Consider the following 15,552-nt stretch of genomic DNA (forward strand, 5'->3'; position numbering starts at 1 on the left):
CCAGGGCAACGCCGCTTCGTGCCTAGCGCCGAGGCGGCGTTTTCATTCGAGCCCGCAGCGCTTGATGGCACAATATCGCACCCCTGAACGGCGCCAAACTGTGCGCCGTCGCCATTTGCAAGGACCGAGCCCTCATGCGAGTCGCTACCTGCGACCTCAATCGGTGCCTCGCTACATCCCACCCCGTTCCACCCCCGCCAGCAGGCCCTCTAAAGGCTTGAACCCCGCTCTCCCTGCGTGCCACCATGCGCCCCCACATCACGCACACAGTGGGTAGCTAGGTGGGTAGCCAGACCGCCACCACTGCCTAGCTACCCACCCAACGAGAGGGTCGGCACAGTGGCAAAACTCACGCATCTGCTCAGCGACATCCAGATCCGCGCATGGATCGCGAAAGGCGAGCCCATCGCTCGCTCTGATGGCGACGGGCTGACATTCACACTTTCCAATGCCGGCACGGCCACGTGGGTTCTGCGTTATCGCATCGGGAACGGCCGCCGCCGCGAGCTCACCATCGGCAACTATCCGGACATCTCTCTCGCGGCCGCCCGCGAGAAGGCTCGGGCCGCTCGCGTCGCCATCGATGAGGGGCGCGATCCCGCCATCGAGAAGCAAGAGGAGAAGACCCGGATTCAGGCGGCATGGACCGTGCACGAGCTAGTCGCCAATTATCGGGAAAAGTGCCTGCTCCCTGCCGGGTTCGCACAGGAGACGATCGACTGCCGCAACCGAGACTACGACCAGATCATCTTGCCGTACTTGGGCGCTCGCCAAATCCAGCGCGTAACGTCCATCGACATCGTGTCGATGATGACGGACTGCAACCGTAAGTGGTCGGCATCCAAGCGAGTTCTCACGTCCGTGTCCCAACTGTTCGACCACGCCTGCGGCTTGAAGATCATCCCCGCGAACCCTTGCACGGGCATCAAGCTGTCGGCAATCAAAGGGCCACGGCCACCCATTCGCCGGCGCGTCATGCTGCTCGAAGAAGAGCTGCGTCAGCTACTGCCCGACATCGACTTGATTGGCACGGAGAACGCCCTGGCATTCCGCATCCTACTCGCAACATGCGTGCGCGGCATCGAGCTGGCCAAGGCCAAGAAAGAACATGTCTACCTTGATCGGGGCGTTTGGTGGGTCCCAGACGAGTCGGTGAAAACGCGGAAAGGCTTCCTTGTCCCGCTCACACCGCCAGTCATCGAATGGTTCCGCGGGCTGATCGAGCTTTCGGGCGAGTCGAGCTACGTGTTGCCAGCGCGGCACGAGCGGAGGCGACGCAATCAGGGATGCGATACCCATGTCTGCCAAACCACGCTTTGGGCAGCGATCCGCCGCGCCTTCGATCGACATGACCTTGAGATCCGCAGGTTCACGCCGCACGACACCCGGTCAACCGCCAAAGGCCACATGCGAAATATGGGCGTCTCGCGGGAGATTTCCGAGCTCGCCCTCAACCACACCCTGAAAGGCATGGAGGCCATCTACGACGTGCGGGAGGAAATCCCGGAGCGCCGGGAGGCATTGGAGCGATGGACGGCGTTCCTTTGCGCTTGTGAGAACGGAGCACCCACTCCCGAGTTCGCTAAGCCGGTGCGAAGCAGCAATGTCGTTCCGATGTTGTCGGCAGCTTAGAAATCGAGTGTTGCCGGCCCCATCAATCTTGTGACACCACTCTTGGGGGGGCACCGGCAACGTCCATATCTTCCTTCAGGCAGCTGCCTTGTACGACGACCGACCACCTTTTGCTCTCTATAAAATACTGTCGCCCGCACCATTGATGCAATGGGTAGCGCCGCGCGCTATTTGGTACTAGGCACCGGCCGATGCGGACGGTGTTGGCTCCGAGAGGCGCGGAGCAGGTTCCCTGCTGAACATCATTCGGTTCCGAAGCATTTGGCACACTCCATCGAGTCCTGGAAACAAGGTAGCGGCGGTTAGCCCCATATAGTCCAGGTCACGGAGAGCCTCCTTGGCATCGTGTAGCGGGATATCCGCTGTGACTAGGTAGTTCGCCCCCTCGTCCACTTCCTTGTTTCGTAGATACGCTTCCAGGTTCGACACGTTGCTTACAAGGAATCGCCCTTGCTGAGCATGGAGACGAGGATTCCCTCGCGAGGGCACCCGAAGAAAGGACGCAAAAGGCCGGATGCTTGGCATGCTGATGTGGGGAGGCGAATTTCGTTCTGCGAACTTCCGGGTCAAGCCGTACACCCGCGCGTACTTAACATCCCGTTCGCTCTGGTTCTCTAGCGCATCAGTGATGGCAAAGAATGCTGCGACATAAGGCGATTCCGTCCAGTCCAGAAGGGGCGTGGGCAGACCATGGTGTTGGGCAAGCGCCAGCAATCTGGACATTTCGCTGGGGTTGGCCAGCGAGATGTCTTCGTCTAGCACTGCGGTCGCCAAATCCACAAAGGGTCGTAATTGCTCGTCCCAGTAACGGAAGACGTCGGTGCGGCCCATGCGCGATAAAGACGTTTCGAGCGTGAATTTGTTGCTTCCATGACCTCGAAAAGCAAAAGCATCTTGCCGGCTGCTCGCGGACGACGCCCAGTCCCGGAAGTCTGCCCAAGATTTGCATGTGCGTTTCGTTGCGGAGGATACGGATGGCTTTTTCCATCCCCCAAGACTCATGTTGCCGCGAGCTTCCCCATTGGTCCAACTACCCGACCAAATATCGCGTTTAAGCATTAGCCGGCTCTCCACCGCACGCAGCTTTGCTACGTCTGGGTGTTCGAGTGGGACGGTAGCAATGCCTTGACCAGGCACTGCGATCCGTACCGGCCCTTTAGCCTTGAGCACACGCGTCTTCTCGTCTGGCGCGCTCACCTGCACACAGACGCAAAAATCGCCAGGATTGGGAACCTCTTCGGATGGCTGCTGATCCCACACGTGCAGCCAGCCGTGAGACGGCTTGTCCTTGTCGATATTCAACATGACAGGGCACAAGCCCGACTTTAGCTCTACACCGCCTACCAACTGTTGATCCATATCGCACTCCAAGGGCGCGCTGCCTGCGACACATCATATCGGGCCGAGGTGGACAGAAGGACTCGCGTGTGAACGTTATGCCGCTCCCACTCTGCGGCCAATGACAATAGGTTTCTGGTTCGCCCCCCCTCCAAGGGCGCACATCTTGTACGCGGTAGTGGTGGACAAACAGCAAACGCCGTTTAAGTTGCCGCACGCTTTGGAGCCTTGCTACTCGTATTCGGATCAGTTCTGGTTTCTGAATCATGACAGCGGGCAGCCATGAACCCGCAAATACGGGAAATCGCACGATACAGGAGATCGCCCATATTCCCTCCAGCAGAGACTCGCATTCGTGAAAAGGCCGCCCCGAAAGGGCTGCCTATGCGTGTCACATCTGTTTCCGAAATTTCCTTTCCCAGCTCATGAGCGCACTGGTTGCGAACTTTGTTCAGCCCCCGAAGTGAGGATGTAATGTCGTCTGGTAGCTTCTGCAGCGCCTCCACGAGGACTAGCTTTTGCGCGTACGTCAGATTCCCAGCTTCCACAATTTTGTCGCCACGAGGAAGCGACACTAGGATCAGGCGCTCCAACAAAGCCTCGGTAAACAAATGCGCGCGAAGCACCAGCATTACGGGGTCCATGTTAGGAACACCGATTGCCTTCTCAAACTTTGCGAATTCAACCTGCTGCTGTGGATCGGGATCGGGATCGGCATGTTTAGACGTATCTGGCGTCGGGTTCTTAATTGTGGCAGCCATGATTCCTCCTCGGTTGCTTCAGATCACATTCTAATCACCACGGCTACGCGTCCATCCGAGGTCGAATGGTCATTACGCCGTCTGAACGCCGAAGCGACGGCTCCTTGCGGCGTGTCGCATCGTCCACGTCTGCATTGTCTACATTGACGCGCAGATTCCGGCCAACGATACTGTATAAACATACAGTACTCGCGCCATGCCCTACCCTCTCCGCATCGAATACCCCGCGCTCACGAACGCGCAGCTCACGACCATCGGCGACCGCTATGGCCACGACCCCGTCGTGCGTCGGTTGGTGATGGAAGTGCAGGCCCTGCGTAACCTCGTCTTTCGCGCGCACCAGGTGGCCGAAGCGGCCGGGCCGGGTGGTCGAACAGACGCGTTCGGCATTGCCGTCGAGGCGCTGCACCGCGAGCTCGAGGCGGAGACATGGTTCCAAGAGGACCTTGCACAACGCGAGGCCTACCGCGCCGCCCTCCCCAAAGAGCCCACCCCACAAGACCGCCGGGCGATGCGCAACGCTCGCAAATGGTGATGGTGCGCCCATGTCGAAACCCGTCCGCGAGCGCTATCCCTCGCTGACGTTTGACGAGCTCCACAAGATGGGGGTGTTGCTCAGGATCACCTCACCTTATTGCGTTGTTGCTTGAGAAGTCCTTTCCTGATCAGATTTTTTGATGATTTCAACCAGCTCTTTTGCAACCATGCTATTGGCATAATCCGAGATGTGATCAAAATAGCTATACAGGAATCGCCCATTCACCGCAACCGGGCATATGTTGTTTTTTATATCACAGTACAAGTGACTGGGGTCGTAAACAATCAATTTCGGGTGAGTCTTAGCTATTTCGAATATCGCATCCCGATAATCCTTCGTGCGGCGCAAGTGTTCTTCGTAAGAAATCGAGCATTCGGCATTGTTCTTATGCGCCGAACTTTGATTTAAACTCGAAATCGCAGTGACTCTAGACATGCAATCTTTTGAGTTTGCCAAGGTGGGGTTGTCGATTACAAGGACAACATTCTTCCCCCCTGATTCGAGTTTTCCAATCGAATTACTGAGGCCAGCGTAGCTAGATTTCGGGGAGCTCTGCGCCTCGTGACTTCCGTCAACGTAAGTCGCATCCGTTAGAATTCTCTTCCCGGTTACTAGAACTACCGTTTTCAATTCATTGTTGGCCAATATGGAATCCATTGCGAACTTGTTTGCTTTCACGCATTCGCTCGGATCATCATTTCCATAAGAAGAGCTTCGCTCAACGCCAAATATTGGTGCGCACGAAGGTCTGGCAGCAATAACCCATCCATATTTGTCATCGTTGCGAGCGAGTCCCCAAAACAGAGCATCAGCTTTACTATCCCCCCAGACAATGTATCGCAGAGGCTTCTTTGTGTTGCTGTGGCAAAAAGGGAGGTAGTACTTATTGGGCACTGGAATGCTGCACTCGTCGTTCACTAGGTCACGGCCTTGCCCCAGTGAGGCGGTCTTAGCATCGTTGCTGTGGCGAGCTACAAATCTGAAAGGTAGGCCATCTCTACTGTAGGCGTTATACCCAATGTACCCAATTGCAACCATCAAAATGGAAAGCACCGCCACCTTTGCTTTTTCATGCTTTCCTAAACGAATGGGGCGCTCGACCAATCTGTACGTCAGCCATGCCAGAAAGATTGAAAGGAGTACAGCCGAGAACCGTACGCTTCGGCTTGGATGTTCGCCCTCGAAAATTCGAGCAAACGAGAGTAGTGGCCAATGCCAGAGATAGAGCGGAAAACTAATCAATCCAAACCAAACCACCACTTTGTTGGATAGAATTACGCGATTAACCCATGCCTTCGGGCCGGCAAGAATAATTAGAACGGCACCTAACACAGGGACAAGGGCCCACTTCCCGGGGAACCCGATGTCTTTATTTATTCTCCAAAATCCGTAAGCGAGCAATATCAAGCCAGAAAAAGAAACAACACTCGCTAGCATTTTGCCGTCGTTAATTTCCCCATCCCTGAAGATGATTCTGCCAAGCAATTCGTCCAATTTCTTCGCATTACCAGCAGAAAATGATGGTCGATAAATTTTCAACCATGCCAAGATGCTTCCGAACATAAGTTCCCAGAAGCGAGTTTGCGGCGAATAGAAATCCGCCACAGCATCCGTTTCGACTTGGTGAACACCCAGATAAAAAGAGATGGAGGCAACAAGAACCCCCAAACTCAATAGATTAAATTTGCCTTTGTATGCAAGCCATAACAACAGAGGCCAGACAATGTAGAATTGCTCCTCAACGCCTAAACTCCAAAGGTGCAGGAGTGGCTTTGTGTCGGCGGCATTGTCAAAGTAGCCGGACTCCTTCCAAAGCACAAAATTAGAAACAAAGGACGCTCCGCCGGCGATATGTTTCCCCAGTTGCTGGTACTCGTCGGCAAGCAAGATAAACCAGCCAATGGCAAAGCAGGAAAGCAGAATAAGAGTAAGGGCGGGAAAAATCCGCTTTATACGTCTTAGATAAAACTCAATAAAACTAAATGTCCCTTTATCCAGATTTTCGAAAATAATTGTGGATATTAGGAAGCCTGATATAACAAAAAATATATCCACCCCTATAAATCCACCATGCATCCAGCTAGGAGAGGCGTGGTAGGCAACAACAGATAAGACAGCTATTGCCCTAAGACCATCAATGTCACGGCGGTACTTGGGATGCGAAAGATGGGGAAGAGACATGATTCTTTTTCTTCTGGAATTTGCTGCGCCTGCCAAGCCAGCTTAATTCGGGCGGTGCAAAGGGGGTGTTTAGAAAATTGAAGAGCTTAGTAGTTGCGAGTTGCGACCCCGAAGATTTTCGGCCAGCAGTCTATCATGCTGCCAATCTTGATAATCTTCCGGAATGCCGCCCCGACGCAGGCCCCGCGCGGGGGCACTACCCATCAGTTGGGTCGAGAAAATCGATCGTTGGGCATCTCGAGATCGCTAGCGTTGCACTGGCCCCGGGAATACAGTAGTTCGGCAGCGTCCTAAACCGGCGGCGTTAGGGTCGTCGGCAGCAGGGCGGAAGTGGCCCGCCCCACAACAACAATCGGCGGGCTTTTCATTTGGGGAGCGATTCTGTAGGAGGTTTTCTGCGCCCGGCCACGGGGCGGTCAATGACAACAACGGTGTCGGCAAAGTAGTCCCGTCTTCGAATGGACCAAGCTCAATTCGAGCACAGCATTCATTGCCGAGAGCTTCGCCGCCGGAATAGCGGCCGGGCCACCTCGGCACATGCAAGTGCGGTCACGGCTACAAGCATTAGCAAAACGCCAAGGACCCCGAGCGCGATGGCCCATACCACTGTGAAGCCAGCGAAGCCACCTAGAAACTCAAGGAGGGCATCCCCCTTCGAATTGACGCCAGTCTGCACGTGGTGCATTACAGTGAACACAGTCTTGCTGTTGTCTTCCAGCGCCTGAGCTATATGACGTCGTTCCTCGAACGTTCTAGGCTCCGCTGCCGCAGCGCTTAAGCAGCAGACGAGCAACAGGCACGACCCTACGCCTGGAAGATAGTGGCCATTTTTGTTCATAGCCCCTCCATTTTTGCCAGGTAGATAATACCCGCGGCCAATTAGAGCGGCTTCGGACGTTCAATAGCATTAGATTGGACGGTCGGCTTGCCGTATTGGCGCCAGCTGCGACCCACTGCGATCGTTCCAACGCGCAGGCTGATGCCAAACTACTCGGCTTCCCGCAAGGCTTTCTCCCACGCAGGGGCATCCTCGGCGAGATCGTGATAGCAATCAAGATTCGCCAATTGTCGGCCACTTGCGATGTCCACTAGCCTGCACGCCATGTTGAAGTGTATCGATCCAGTCTCATAGGCGAGCTGTTTCCCGTTTTCCCAAAACATCCATCTCCACACAAACGGATCCCCTTGGATTCGACGGATAACATGCCCCCGCTGGGCGATAACCAATGTGGCGGGGTAGCTCTGGCCGTGCGCCGCCGGATAGCTCTCCGTCCAACCTTCAAGGCCCTGTGGCCCCGCCCGATGCGCTGACTCGATGGGCTCGTCTGCCTGCGATGCCTGAGCCAATGCAGCGCCTCCCAACAAGAACATGCCGATCATAGCCAGCCGTCTGCCTGTGCTTTGCATGCTTGAAGAGAGCGGTTTGGGGTGGTTCAGTCTAGCTGATGTTCAGTCGCTGGATGCGACCAGACCTGTCACTCCCTTTCGCTATCGTTTGGACAGCCACCCTCCGGCGGAGGGGTTTTCCCGGGTCGCTGCAGCGTATGATGAGACAGCCCTCTCGGGAGCCCCGCACCCATGTGCTACTCCGCCCAAATCGAAGCCGACTATCGACGGTTCGTACACGAGTACGGCGCCATCATGTCGCTCGACGATTTCACGCGGATGGTGATGGAGTACTTCGCCAACCCGAAGATGCGCGTCCCCAAGGCGATGACCGTGCACTTCCTCGAATCGCCCGAGACCGAAGAAGAAAAGAAGATCGCCGAGGTCATCCGCGCCCGCATAGCCGCAGACGAAATCGCGCTGCTGCAGGAGCTGGCCAAGCAGACCGAACGGCTGGAGAAAGCCCAGCAATCCCTCGCCACCAAGGCCACCAAAAAAGCCGCTGAAGACGTCCGCATCGCCACCAACAAGATCGCGGCGGCCAAGGGCAAGCTCGAAGAGCTCAAGAGCACCGAGCTCAAGCCGCGCGACTCGCGCATCTACCCCGGCTGGTACGCGCCCGTGATGGTGATGGAGAACGGCCGGCGCGTCGTCAAACCGATGCGCTATCAGTGCCGCCCCGCCGGCAAACCGGCCTTCTACGACGAGCAGTACCCCGGCACCTACAACGCCCGCCGCGACAACCTGCGCGGCTTCTGGAAAGGCCAGTACGGCCACACGCACGGCCTTGTCCTGGTCGACGCGTTCTATGAGAACGTGACCGGGCCAGACGGCAAAAACGTCGTGCTCGAATTCCGCCCCGATCCGCCGCAGACGCTGCTCGTCGCCTGCGTGTGGTCACACTGGCGCGCGACCAAGCCCGGCGAAAAAGATCTGCTGTCGTTCGCCATCATCACCGACGATCCGCCGCCGGAGATTGCAGAGGCCGGGCACGACCGTTGCCCGATTCCGATCAAGCCCGAAAACATTGATGCGTGGCTGAACCCGGAACCGCGCGACCTCGATGCGGTAGACGCGATTCTTGAGGACAAGCTGCGCCCGTATTACGCGCACCGCATTGCGACCTGAATGCAGCAATCGATTCCCCTCGAAGCTTGTCGACGAGGGGTATCGACGGTAGTGCATGCGCGGTACCCTCTCGGATATTCGTTGCGCTCGCTACGCGAAAACAAAAACCTGCTGGCGCCGCCACCCCGCATCAAATATGGAAAAAGAAAAATCGCTGCTGTGGCACCTGCGCTATGTCGCGATCGGCTTGGTGCCGATGGGGCTCATTGCGCTGGCCCTCGCCTACCTGTTTTCAGAGAACATCGAAGGTGCTCGACGGCATCAGCACTACTGCAGTACGGTGGCCGGGCTCCGCGTCTTTCACCCTCTTGAGCCCCACACAGGATGGCTTGCGGACAGAAAGTCTGAAGCGAAATCCTTAGCCAGTCGCTACCCACAAATCAGTTTTGCTCGGTTTGAGGAGCGAGGCATCGCATATGACGTGCGCTGGAAAGGCGGGGCGGTCTTCCTTGAAACAAGCTATGACATTCAGGAAGCCAGTCCGAACGACGTAGTCACTTACCAGTACCTCTCAGTCAGCGACGAGGTGCCCGGTGAACTACGTCTGCGGCGATATGGGGATGCGGTGTACGACTTGAAAACCGGAAAGCTCGCGGCACGTGCGTACGATTTCACCTATTCATGGTTCGATCTGCCCTTTACCGATGAGGGACGCTCCACTCCGCGTAGCTGCCATAACGAGTTGCATCAAACACATGAAGAGCTGCGCGGAGCCTTTGCACCTACAGCCGGCACTTGATATGGGTGTTTTCCGCAACTCACAATGAAAGCAGCCTTCCCGTCCCTGATCCTTGCCGTGACCCTGTGCATGCCGGCAGCGCTGCTCGCCTTCGAAAAGCCCACCAACGGGGTCGACCTATCTTTCGCGCCAGGCTCTGCTCAATTGACGACGGCCGAACGGGTCAAGCTTGTCCGCCTGCTTGAGATGATCAAAGAGAAGTGGTGCCCGCTGGAAGGCGTAGGAGTGTCGGCCCATGTCGATGCGACGGAAGAGGCGGACGCACCTGCCCGTGCGGCGCTCGCCAAGAAGCGGGCGGACGAGGTCGTCAGCGAGCTGAAGGCATTCGGGGTTCCCTCACACATCCTCTACGCTGAATCGGACAAGTACGTCTTCAGACCGCTCCCTTGGACAGGCATCGTGGAAGTTGAAGCCGTGGGAGGCAGTTACCAAATGCCCTGCCCCTATCCGCAGAATGCGTATGGGTTCCATGTGCCCAACCGGCGCTGATTTACTGAGCACCGCGCCAACCTAGCCGCACCAGCGTCCGTCAATGCTGTTACACACATCTAGAATGACATCCGATCCAAGGAGGCGAACATGCTGAAGAAGATGGCGTGCGCTGGTATTGCCTGCATGGTGTTGTTGGTCTCGCCCGTTGTCGCCAAATCGTACGATCTCGGTGGCGTGGAAATTGAAGTGCCCAATCCACCAGGCTTTGAAGCGCTCCCGAAGCAGGCGCTACTGGAAAAATTGGCCCAGGGGACAGATAACACCACGACATATCTGGAGTATTTTCAGCCGAGAAGCGGCGAGCAGAACTCAAAAAGTTGGATGCTGCTGCAGACTCTGACCGGCGATCTTAACGTCATGACGACGAAGCGGGATTTCGCGCAACTTAGGGCCGCCCTGCGCAGCCACACAAAAGAGGCCGAGAAGACAACGCTTGAAGAGCCTATTGTTTCCGATGCGAAGTTCATGGGTATCGACGAGGACACCGACGAGTGGATCATGAGCTCGCAGGCAGTCCGGCTGTCCAACGTACCGGGCCACGTAGGCGACCCGGTAGCCATGATCGTAAGTACCCTCTTTGTCAAAGGCAAGGTGGTCACGTTGTCGACCTACCGCATTGTCCGCAGACTGGCCGACGTGGCGGAGGCGCAGCGCGAGGCTCGGCTGTGGGCGTTATCTGTGCTCAACGCCAACCGCTGATAGACGCTCTTCGCAAATACTTGGCGGGCGGCTAGAACAACCCCACCGGCTCCGCCGCCCGATCCCAGCTGTAAATAATCACCTCCCGCCGCGCCACCCCCTGCCCTCCACCCACGGTGTAATTAATCTCCACCGCCTCCATCTCGAACCCCGCAAAACACCTGCGGATATCCGGATGGTCATTCAGGCTGACGATGGCTTTGCCCTTCAAGCCGCGCATGAGCGCTGCCATCCGTTCGTACTCGCTGAACGGGAAATCGACCCCATACCCCTCGGTCTCCCAATACGGCGGGTCGAGGTAGAACAGCGTGTGCGGCCGGTCGTAGCGCTCGATGCAGTCGGCCCAGTTCAGGTTCTCGATGTACGTGCCGGCCAAGCGCAGGTGTGCGGCGCTCAATGACTCCTCGATGCGCAGCAGGTTTGGCGCGGGCGCCGTCGTGGCGGTGCCGAAGGTCTGCCCTTCCAGCTTGGCGCCGAAGCACGTGTGCTGCAGGTAGTAGAAGCGCGCGGCGCGTTGGATGTCTGTGAGCGTGTGCGGCGGCGTGTCCTGCAGGATCCGGAACATGTCGCGGCTGGTCAGCAGCCACTTGAAGTGCCGCACAAACTCTTCAAGGTGATGCTGCACAACGCGGTACAGATTCACCAGATCGCCGTTGATGTCGTTGATGACCTCGACGTTGGCAGCGGGCCGCAGGAAGTACAGCGCGGCGCCGCCGGCAAAAACTTCGACGTAGCACTTGTGGGCGGGAAAGCGGGAAAGCAGGAGATCCGCGAGGCGGCGCTTGCCGCCGATCCACGGAATGATCGGTGTTGCCATTGGTATCAATTGAGCCTAAGTGCTTTGCTAGAATCGACGCGCCTCCTAGGAAGGTAGGCGGGCCTTGGCTTGGCTCACTGGTACACACAGTGGGTCCGGCGGCCATGATGGTGTTGCTGCACCATCGCGGTCGCCCGTCTTTACGGCTGGGTGTGAATGCCAGCCGATTCAAGCGCGCGCAGGCTGGTTGCTGCGCACGTTTGTTCTCTCTGGGCGCAATGCTGATTACATAGCGGGCGCATCAAGGCACACACCAAGGAAAATCACGCTATGCGAGTTGCTGACCTGATCCAGGCAGGCGGGAAATTCGAAGGAAAGAAGATCGCCATAGAGGGCGTCTTCGTCATGGTTCGGGGCGTTGGCTACTTCGTCCAGGATGCGACCGATCGAGACAATAGAGGCAAGGCCATTTTGGTCGTGTCCCCGGGGCTAGAGAAGGCCCTTCTTTCAAGCGTTCCTGCTTATGGCGGCGGGCCAATTAGCTACCGCGACAACGCAGAGATATCGGGGGTGATCATCCCCTCGCCGTCCAGTGAGTTCGCTCTCGCGATCACCGAAATAGAAGACTTCGCAATTTACAAATACGACGAACGAATGCGAGTCAATATCTAGAAACGCCGCGTCAAACCTGACGGGGCACATACCGATAGCGGCCCCGCTTATCAACCGGCAGAACCTTGGACCGCATCGCCTCGCAGCACGCCCCTATGCGCGCAAAATTGGCCCGCGCTTGCCGCAGGGTGAGGCCGTGGTTTGCACCCGACCACGAATCGAGGTCATCCAATCCGAAGCCGTCATCTTCCCAAAAGCACACAGGACAGATTTCCCAGTCCCCTCTCGCGCCCACGGTGAAGTAGTCACAGCAATTGCATTGGTACTCGAGATCCATTGTGGTCCGCCAGTCGTCGCTAAAAATGATTCTCGCTCAATGGCGATAGGGAGGTATGGCGCATGGGCAGCACGGGCGGCCGGTTGGTCGCCCTTTTTTCTCTATAGGCGGGCCCAGCATCAGCGCTCATTCCCTGGCGGCTTCTGAGTCAGGTCGCACACCCTTTTGCCATCGTTTTGCCAACGCAAACGCTCGGTGCCGTATCCGTTGCGGCATATGGCGCAGTCTGGCGATATCCAGTAGCAGTTCTGCGAGCTGGGTGTCCAGCGGCAGGCCGCTCTCGATCCATCCAACGGCAAGGCCGGCCCAGTAATCCATGCCCGACGTAAGGCCAGCGACAACAGACTCCCTCGCTGTCGACTCGTCATGGCTCACAGTTGCATATGGCTGCTCGAGCGGAAGAAGCTTCCTGTTCGGATTCTCGCGTCTAGGTTCGGTCATTGTGTAGGTTTCATGGCCGGTAGGCGGTGTCTACTCAGTGGGAAACACCAGCCCCACTCCATATTCGTTGCACAAGAAACCCTCCTCTGGAGCATTGTGCGGAGTTCCTTCTGTTGACCAGTAGTGCAACGAGGGCACCTCGCGCTGTATGTCGTCGCGCAGCGCCGGCGCCAAGACATCGCGCATATGTACGACTTGGTGAACCTTGGTCCACCCCTCCGTAATCTCTCGCACTGGGTTTCCGGCACCAACTGCGATGCGCACAGCGCGCTCAATATGCGGAGACTTGATCGTCATTCCGGCACCCAGTTAAGGCTTAAACGGAAGACTGATTGCCCCGGGGCAGAATCGTGCGCCACCTTGGCTACCGTCAGGCGTTGGCTGACCTTCGATGCGAAGGGAGCGCTTAGGCCGAAGTCGGAACAGCAAGTCGCAAGTCGTGTCACCGTTTCCGGTGTACAGGTACATCCCCTCCGCGATTATTCGTGCCTCGCCCGCTTCTGAGTAGATGCGGTAGTTGGGGCCAAAGATACGAAACCAGAAGCGTAGCCCCTTGTCGGGTGTCGCCTCAACAAATGCTTGGTCGACAAGAAGTGCGCGATTGAACGGCTCGCGCGCCGCAAAGATGTTATTGACCGCGGCGTACGCCTGCGGCTTGGCGCGCCATGCTGGCTGGTCAGCCTCTTCCGCGTGCACCACGACACAGAACGCTGCAGCAAGCAGGAACCCGAGTTTTCGCCGCATTTATCGCCCCTCCGCAAGGCCGCCATGCTGCATTCTTTTTAGGATTTGAGCGTAGATTTCTCCGGCAGGAAGGTTTGCCTCCCCTATCAACAACGTGTAGCGCTTTCCGAAAGTGAATCGCCTCGTCAAATTCAACCGAACCACGGGCTGACCGAACGCACCCTCCCGCCCAATCGGTGCACCAGCGGGAAGCAGGTCTATCAGCTCCGCGCTTTGAACCATAACCCACGGTATCTGGGATAGCTCCCGTGAGAAGCCGAAACGCGGCACCAAGATCCCATCGTCGCGAATGATGCAGGCCGGGAGTCCATTTGCCAGCCTGACAATCAATCCCAGAACACCGATGCACAACACAATGCCGAACACGCACGCCGACGCGCGGACAATGAACGGCAGAGAATTGACGAAAAACACGAGGATGAACATCGCTGCCATCGCTACGCTTGCCATGAAGAGCTTGGTCGAAGCCCATATCGACCTACGGACTACGATTTCCATCGTCTTATGCCCTCGGGGCAACTGGTCCAACAGTCAATAACCTCGATTAGATTGCGGAATGCGCGCGGCTAGTCCAGCTTAGGGCTTGATCGTCATGTCCATGACGATCGGAAATGACTCCTGCCCAAGAGCGGGCGGTGCCGGCACCCGAAACGACGAGATCGCTTTAGCAAAGCATGCAGCAGTGTTCGACTTCGGCTCATATGCAATCTGCATAAACCGTCCGTCTTGGGAGACATCTGCGACCAGCGAGAATGGCTCAGAGCTAGCCCCGGAGCGCTCGAAGCAATTTCGCATTGCGTCGGCCATCGCGCTGCCGATCGCAGGATACATCTCGCTGGAGAGATAACCCTGCACAGTCTTGCTGTTGTCTTCCAGCGCCTGAGCTATATGGCGTCGTTCCTCGAACGTTCTAGACTGCGCTGCCGCAGCGCTTAAGCAGCAGACGAGCAACAGGCACGTACCCACAGCAAGAATCAAGTGGCCTTTTTTGTTCATAGCCCCCCCTATTTTTCGCAGGTAGATGATACCCGCGGCCAATTAGAGCAGCTTTCCAACGTACCGACAGCGGTTGTCGCTCAGCATCAATGAGATGCTGTGCCCTGGTCTGCAGTCTCAGCCGCAATCCTTATCGCCATACCTTTGATTAGTGGGCCACCCGCATTTCCTGCATTGTTTCGGGAAGCCTGTGGGGGCGACAAAAATCCCCTTGGACTCGTAGAGATACGGCGTGCCGCATTTGCGGCATGCGAACGTAAGGGCCCAAACTGCATAGGCGACCCACGAAACCATCGCCGGTAGCATAAAGAACCGAGACTGCGTGAGGTAGCCGAGTAAACCGCTCGCCCCCCATGCCAGGAGCAAAGCAGCCATGGCCACGTAATGTTCCTTCTTGGGGCTCATCTGGCGCCTCGGCTAATAACAGAAACAGTCGTATTGAACCGCACTCGACTTCGCAGACATTGGCCCCGGTCTTTGCTTCAGGGTGCCGAACATCCCCCTGTCAAGGCAGAACTTTCTGCATTGGTCGGACCGCTCTTGATACGACGGCTCCATGCACGAAGACGTGAGCATCGCGGCAGCCACAACGCATATGGCGGAGAGCTGCCGCGGAATCCATATTGTTTGCTCGGTGTTCATCTGGCACCCCGGCGTCTACGTTGTTGAACATAGCCCCGGCAAGCTCCAACGCCATTGAGCCGTTTTCTCTATCCGGTCGCGGAATTTCGGCGATGCATGGGCGTCATGGGCGCGCACAGCCGCATTTGC

At 57.1% G+C, this 15,552-nt stretch carries 15 protein-coding genes; 7 read left to right on the top strand and 8 right to left on the bottom strand.

Going from position 1 to position 15,552, the window contains the following annotated elements; genetic code table 11:
* Nucleotides 1-339 precede the first annotated feature (339 nt).
* Nucleotides 340-1,632, top strand: coding sequence for a tyrosine-type recombinase/integrase (locus NKG59_RS18265; protein ID WP_253539690.1), 1,293 nt, complete (start codon nucleotides 340-342; stop codon nucleotides 1,630-1,632).
* Between the two features lie 177 nt (nucleotides 1,633-1,809).
* Here the strand turns inward: NKG59_RS18265 and NKG59_RS18270 are convergent, their stop codons facing one another.
* On the bottom strand, nucleotides 1,810-2,991 hold the full coding sequence (locus NKG59_RS18270) for an FRG domain-containing protein (protein ID WP_253539692.1): 1,182 nt from the start codon (nucleotides 2,989-2,991) through the stop codon (nucleotides 1,810-1,812).
* A gap of 182 nt (nucleotides 2,992-3,173) precedes the next feature.
* A complete protein-coding gene (locus NKG59_RS18275; protein ID WP_253539695.1) occupies nucleotides 3,174-3,731 on the bottom strand; it encodes a hypothetical protein in 558 nt (185 codons plus the stop codon).
* Nucleotides 3,732-3,927: 196 nt separating this feature from the next.
* On the opposite strand from NKG59_RS18275, the gene NKG59_RS18280 reads away from it, so the two are divergent.
* A complete protein-coding gene (locus tag NKG59_RS18280) occupies nucleotides 3,928-4,266 on the top strand; it encodes a hypothetical protein (RefSeq protein ID WP_253539698.1) in 339 nt (112 codons plus the stop codon).
* Nucleotides 4,267-4,362: 96 nt separating this feature from the next.
* Here the strand turns inward: NKG59_RS18280 and NKG59_RS18285 are convergent, their stop codons facing one another.
* Complete coding sequence (locus NKG59_RS18285; protein WP_253539701.1) at nucleotides 4,363-6,450, bottom strand: acyltransferase family protein; 2,088 nt, start codon at nucleotides 6,448-6,450, stop codon at nucleotides 4,363-4,365.
* Nucleotides 6,451-8,028: 1,578 nt separating this feature from the next.
* Here NKG59_RS18285 and NKG59_RS18290 point away from each other — a divergent pair.
* The 4 genes from NKG59_RS18290 (at nucleotide 8,029) to NKG59_RS18305 (ending at nucleotide 10,894) form a co-directional block, all read left to right on the top strand.
* Entirely contained in the window at nucleotides 8,029-8,964 is a 936-nt protein-coding gene (locus NKG59_RS18290) for an SOS response-associated peptidase family protein (RefSeq protein WP_253539704.1), read from the top strand.
* A gap of 55 nt (nucleotides 8,965-9,019) precedes the next feature.
* Nucleotides 9,020-9,703, top strand: coding sequence for a hypothetical protein (locus NKG59_RS18295; RefSeq protein ID WP_253539708.1), 684 nt, complete (start codon nucleotides 9,020-9,022; stop codon nucleotides 9,701-9,703).
* Nucleotides 9,704-9,727: 24 nt separating this feature from the next.
* The gene (locus NKG59_RS18300; protein WP_253539711.1) at nucleotides 9,728-10,192 is read left to right on the top strand and encodes an OmpA family protein; all 465 of its coding nucleotides are present in this window, start codon (nucleotides 9,728-9,730) and stop codon (nucleotides 10,190-10,192) included.
* A 90-nt stretch (nucleotides 10,193-10,282) separates the two neighbouring features.
* Nucleotides 10,283-10,894: a hypothetical protein gene (locus NKG59_RS18305; protein ID WP_253539713.1), complete on the top strand. Its 612-nt coding sequence runs from the start codon at nucleotides 10,283-10,285 to the stop codon at nucleotides 10,892-10,894.
* Between the two features lie 31 nt (nucleotides 10,895-10,925).
* Here the strand turns inward: NKG59_RS18305 and NKG59_RS18310 are convergent, their stop codons facing one another.
* The gene (locus NKG59_RS18310) at nucleotides 10,926-11,711 is read right to left on the bottom strand and encodes a DNA adenine methylase (protein WP_253539717.1); all 786 of its coding nucleotides are present in this window, start codon (nucleotides 11,709-11,711) and stop codon (nucleotides 10,926-10,928) included.
* Between the two features lie 270 nt (nucleotides 11,712-11,981).
* Between NKG59_RS18310 and NKG59_RS18315 the strand changes: the two genes are divergently transcribed.
* Complete coding sequence (locus NKG59_RS18315) at nucleotides 11,982-12,323, top strand: hypothetical protein (RefSeq protein ID WP_253539722.1); 342 nt, start codon at nucleotides 11,982-11,984, stop codon at nucleotides 12,321-12,323.
* 10 nt (nucleotides 12,324-12,333) lie between these two features.
* Here the strand turns inward: NKG59_RS18315 and NKG59_RS18320 are convergent, their stop codons facing one another.
* The 4 genes from NKG59_RS18320 to NKG59_RS18335 form a co-directional block, all read right to left on the bottom strand.
* Entirely contained in the window at nucleotides 12,334-12,600 is a 267-nt protein-coding gene (locus NKG59_RS18320; protein ID WP_253539724.1) for a CPCC family cysteine-rich protein, read from the bottom strand.
* A gap of 750 nt (nucleotides 12,601-13,350) precedes the next feature.
* Nucleotides 13,351-13,785: a hypothetical protein gene (locus tag NKG59_RS18325; RefSeq protein ID WP_253539727.1), complete on the bottom strand. Its 435-nt coding sequence runs from the start codon at nucleotides 13,783-13,785 to the stop codon at nucleotides 13,351-13,353.
* On the bottom strand, nucleotides 13,786-14,283 hold the full coding sequence (locus NKG59_RS18330) for a hypothetical protein (protein ID WP_253539730.1): 498 nt from the start codon (nucleotides 14,281-14,283) through the stop codon (nucleotides 13,786-13,788).
* 78 nt (nucleotides 14,284-14,361) lie between these two features.
* Nucleotides 14,362-14,781, bottom strand: a complete 420-nt coding sequence (locus NKG59_RS18335) for a hypothetical protein (protein WP_253539733.1) — start codon at nucleotides 14,779-14,781, stop codon at nucleotides 14,362-14,364.
* Between the last annotated feature and the right edge of the window lie 771 nt (nucleotides 14,782-15,552).

The organism is Ralstonia chuxiongensis, from assembly GCF_024158925.1.
GTDB lineage: Bacteria > Pseudomonadota > Gammaproteobacteria > Burkholderiales > Burkholderiaceae > Ralstonia > Ralstonia chuxiongensis.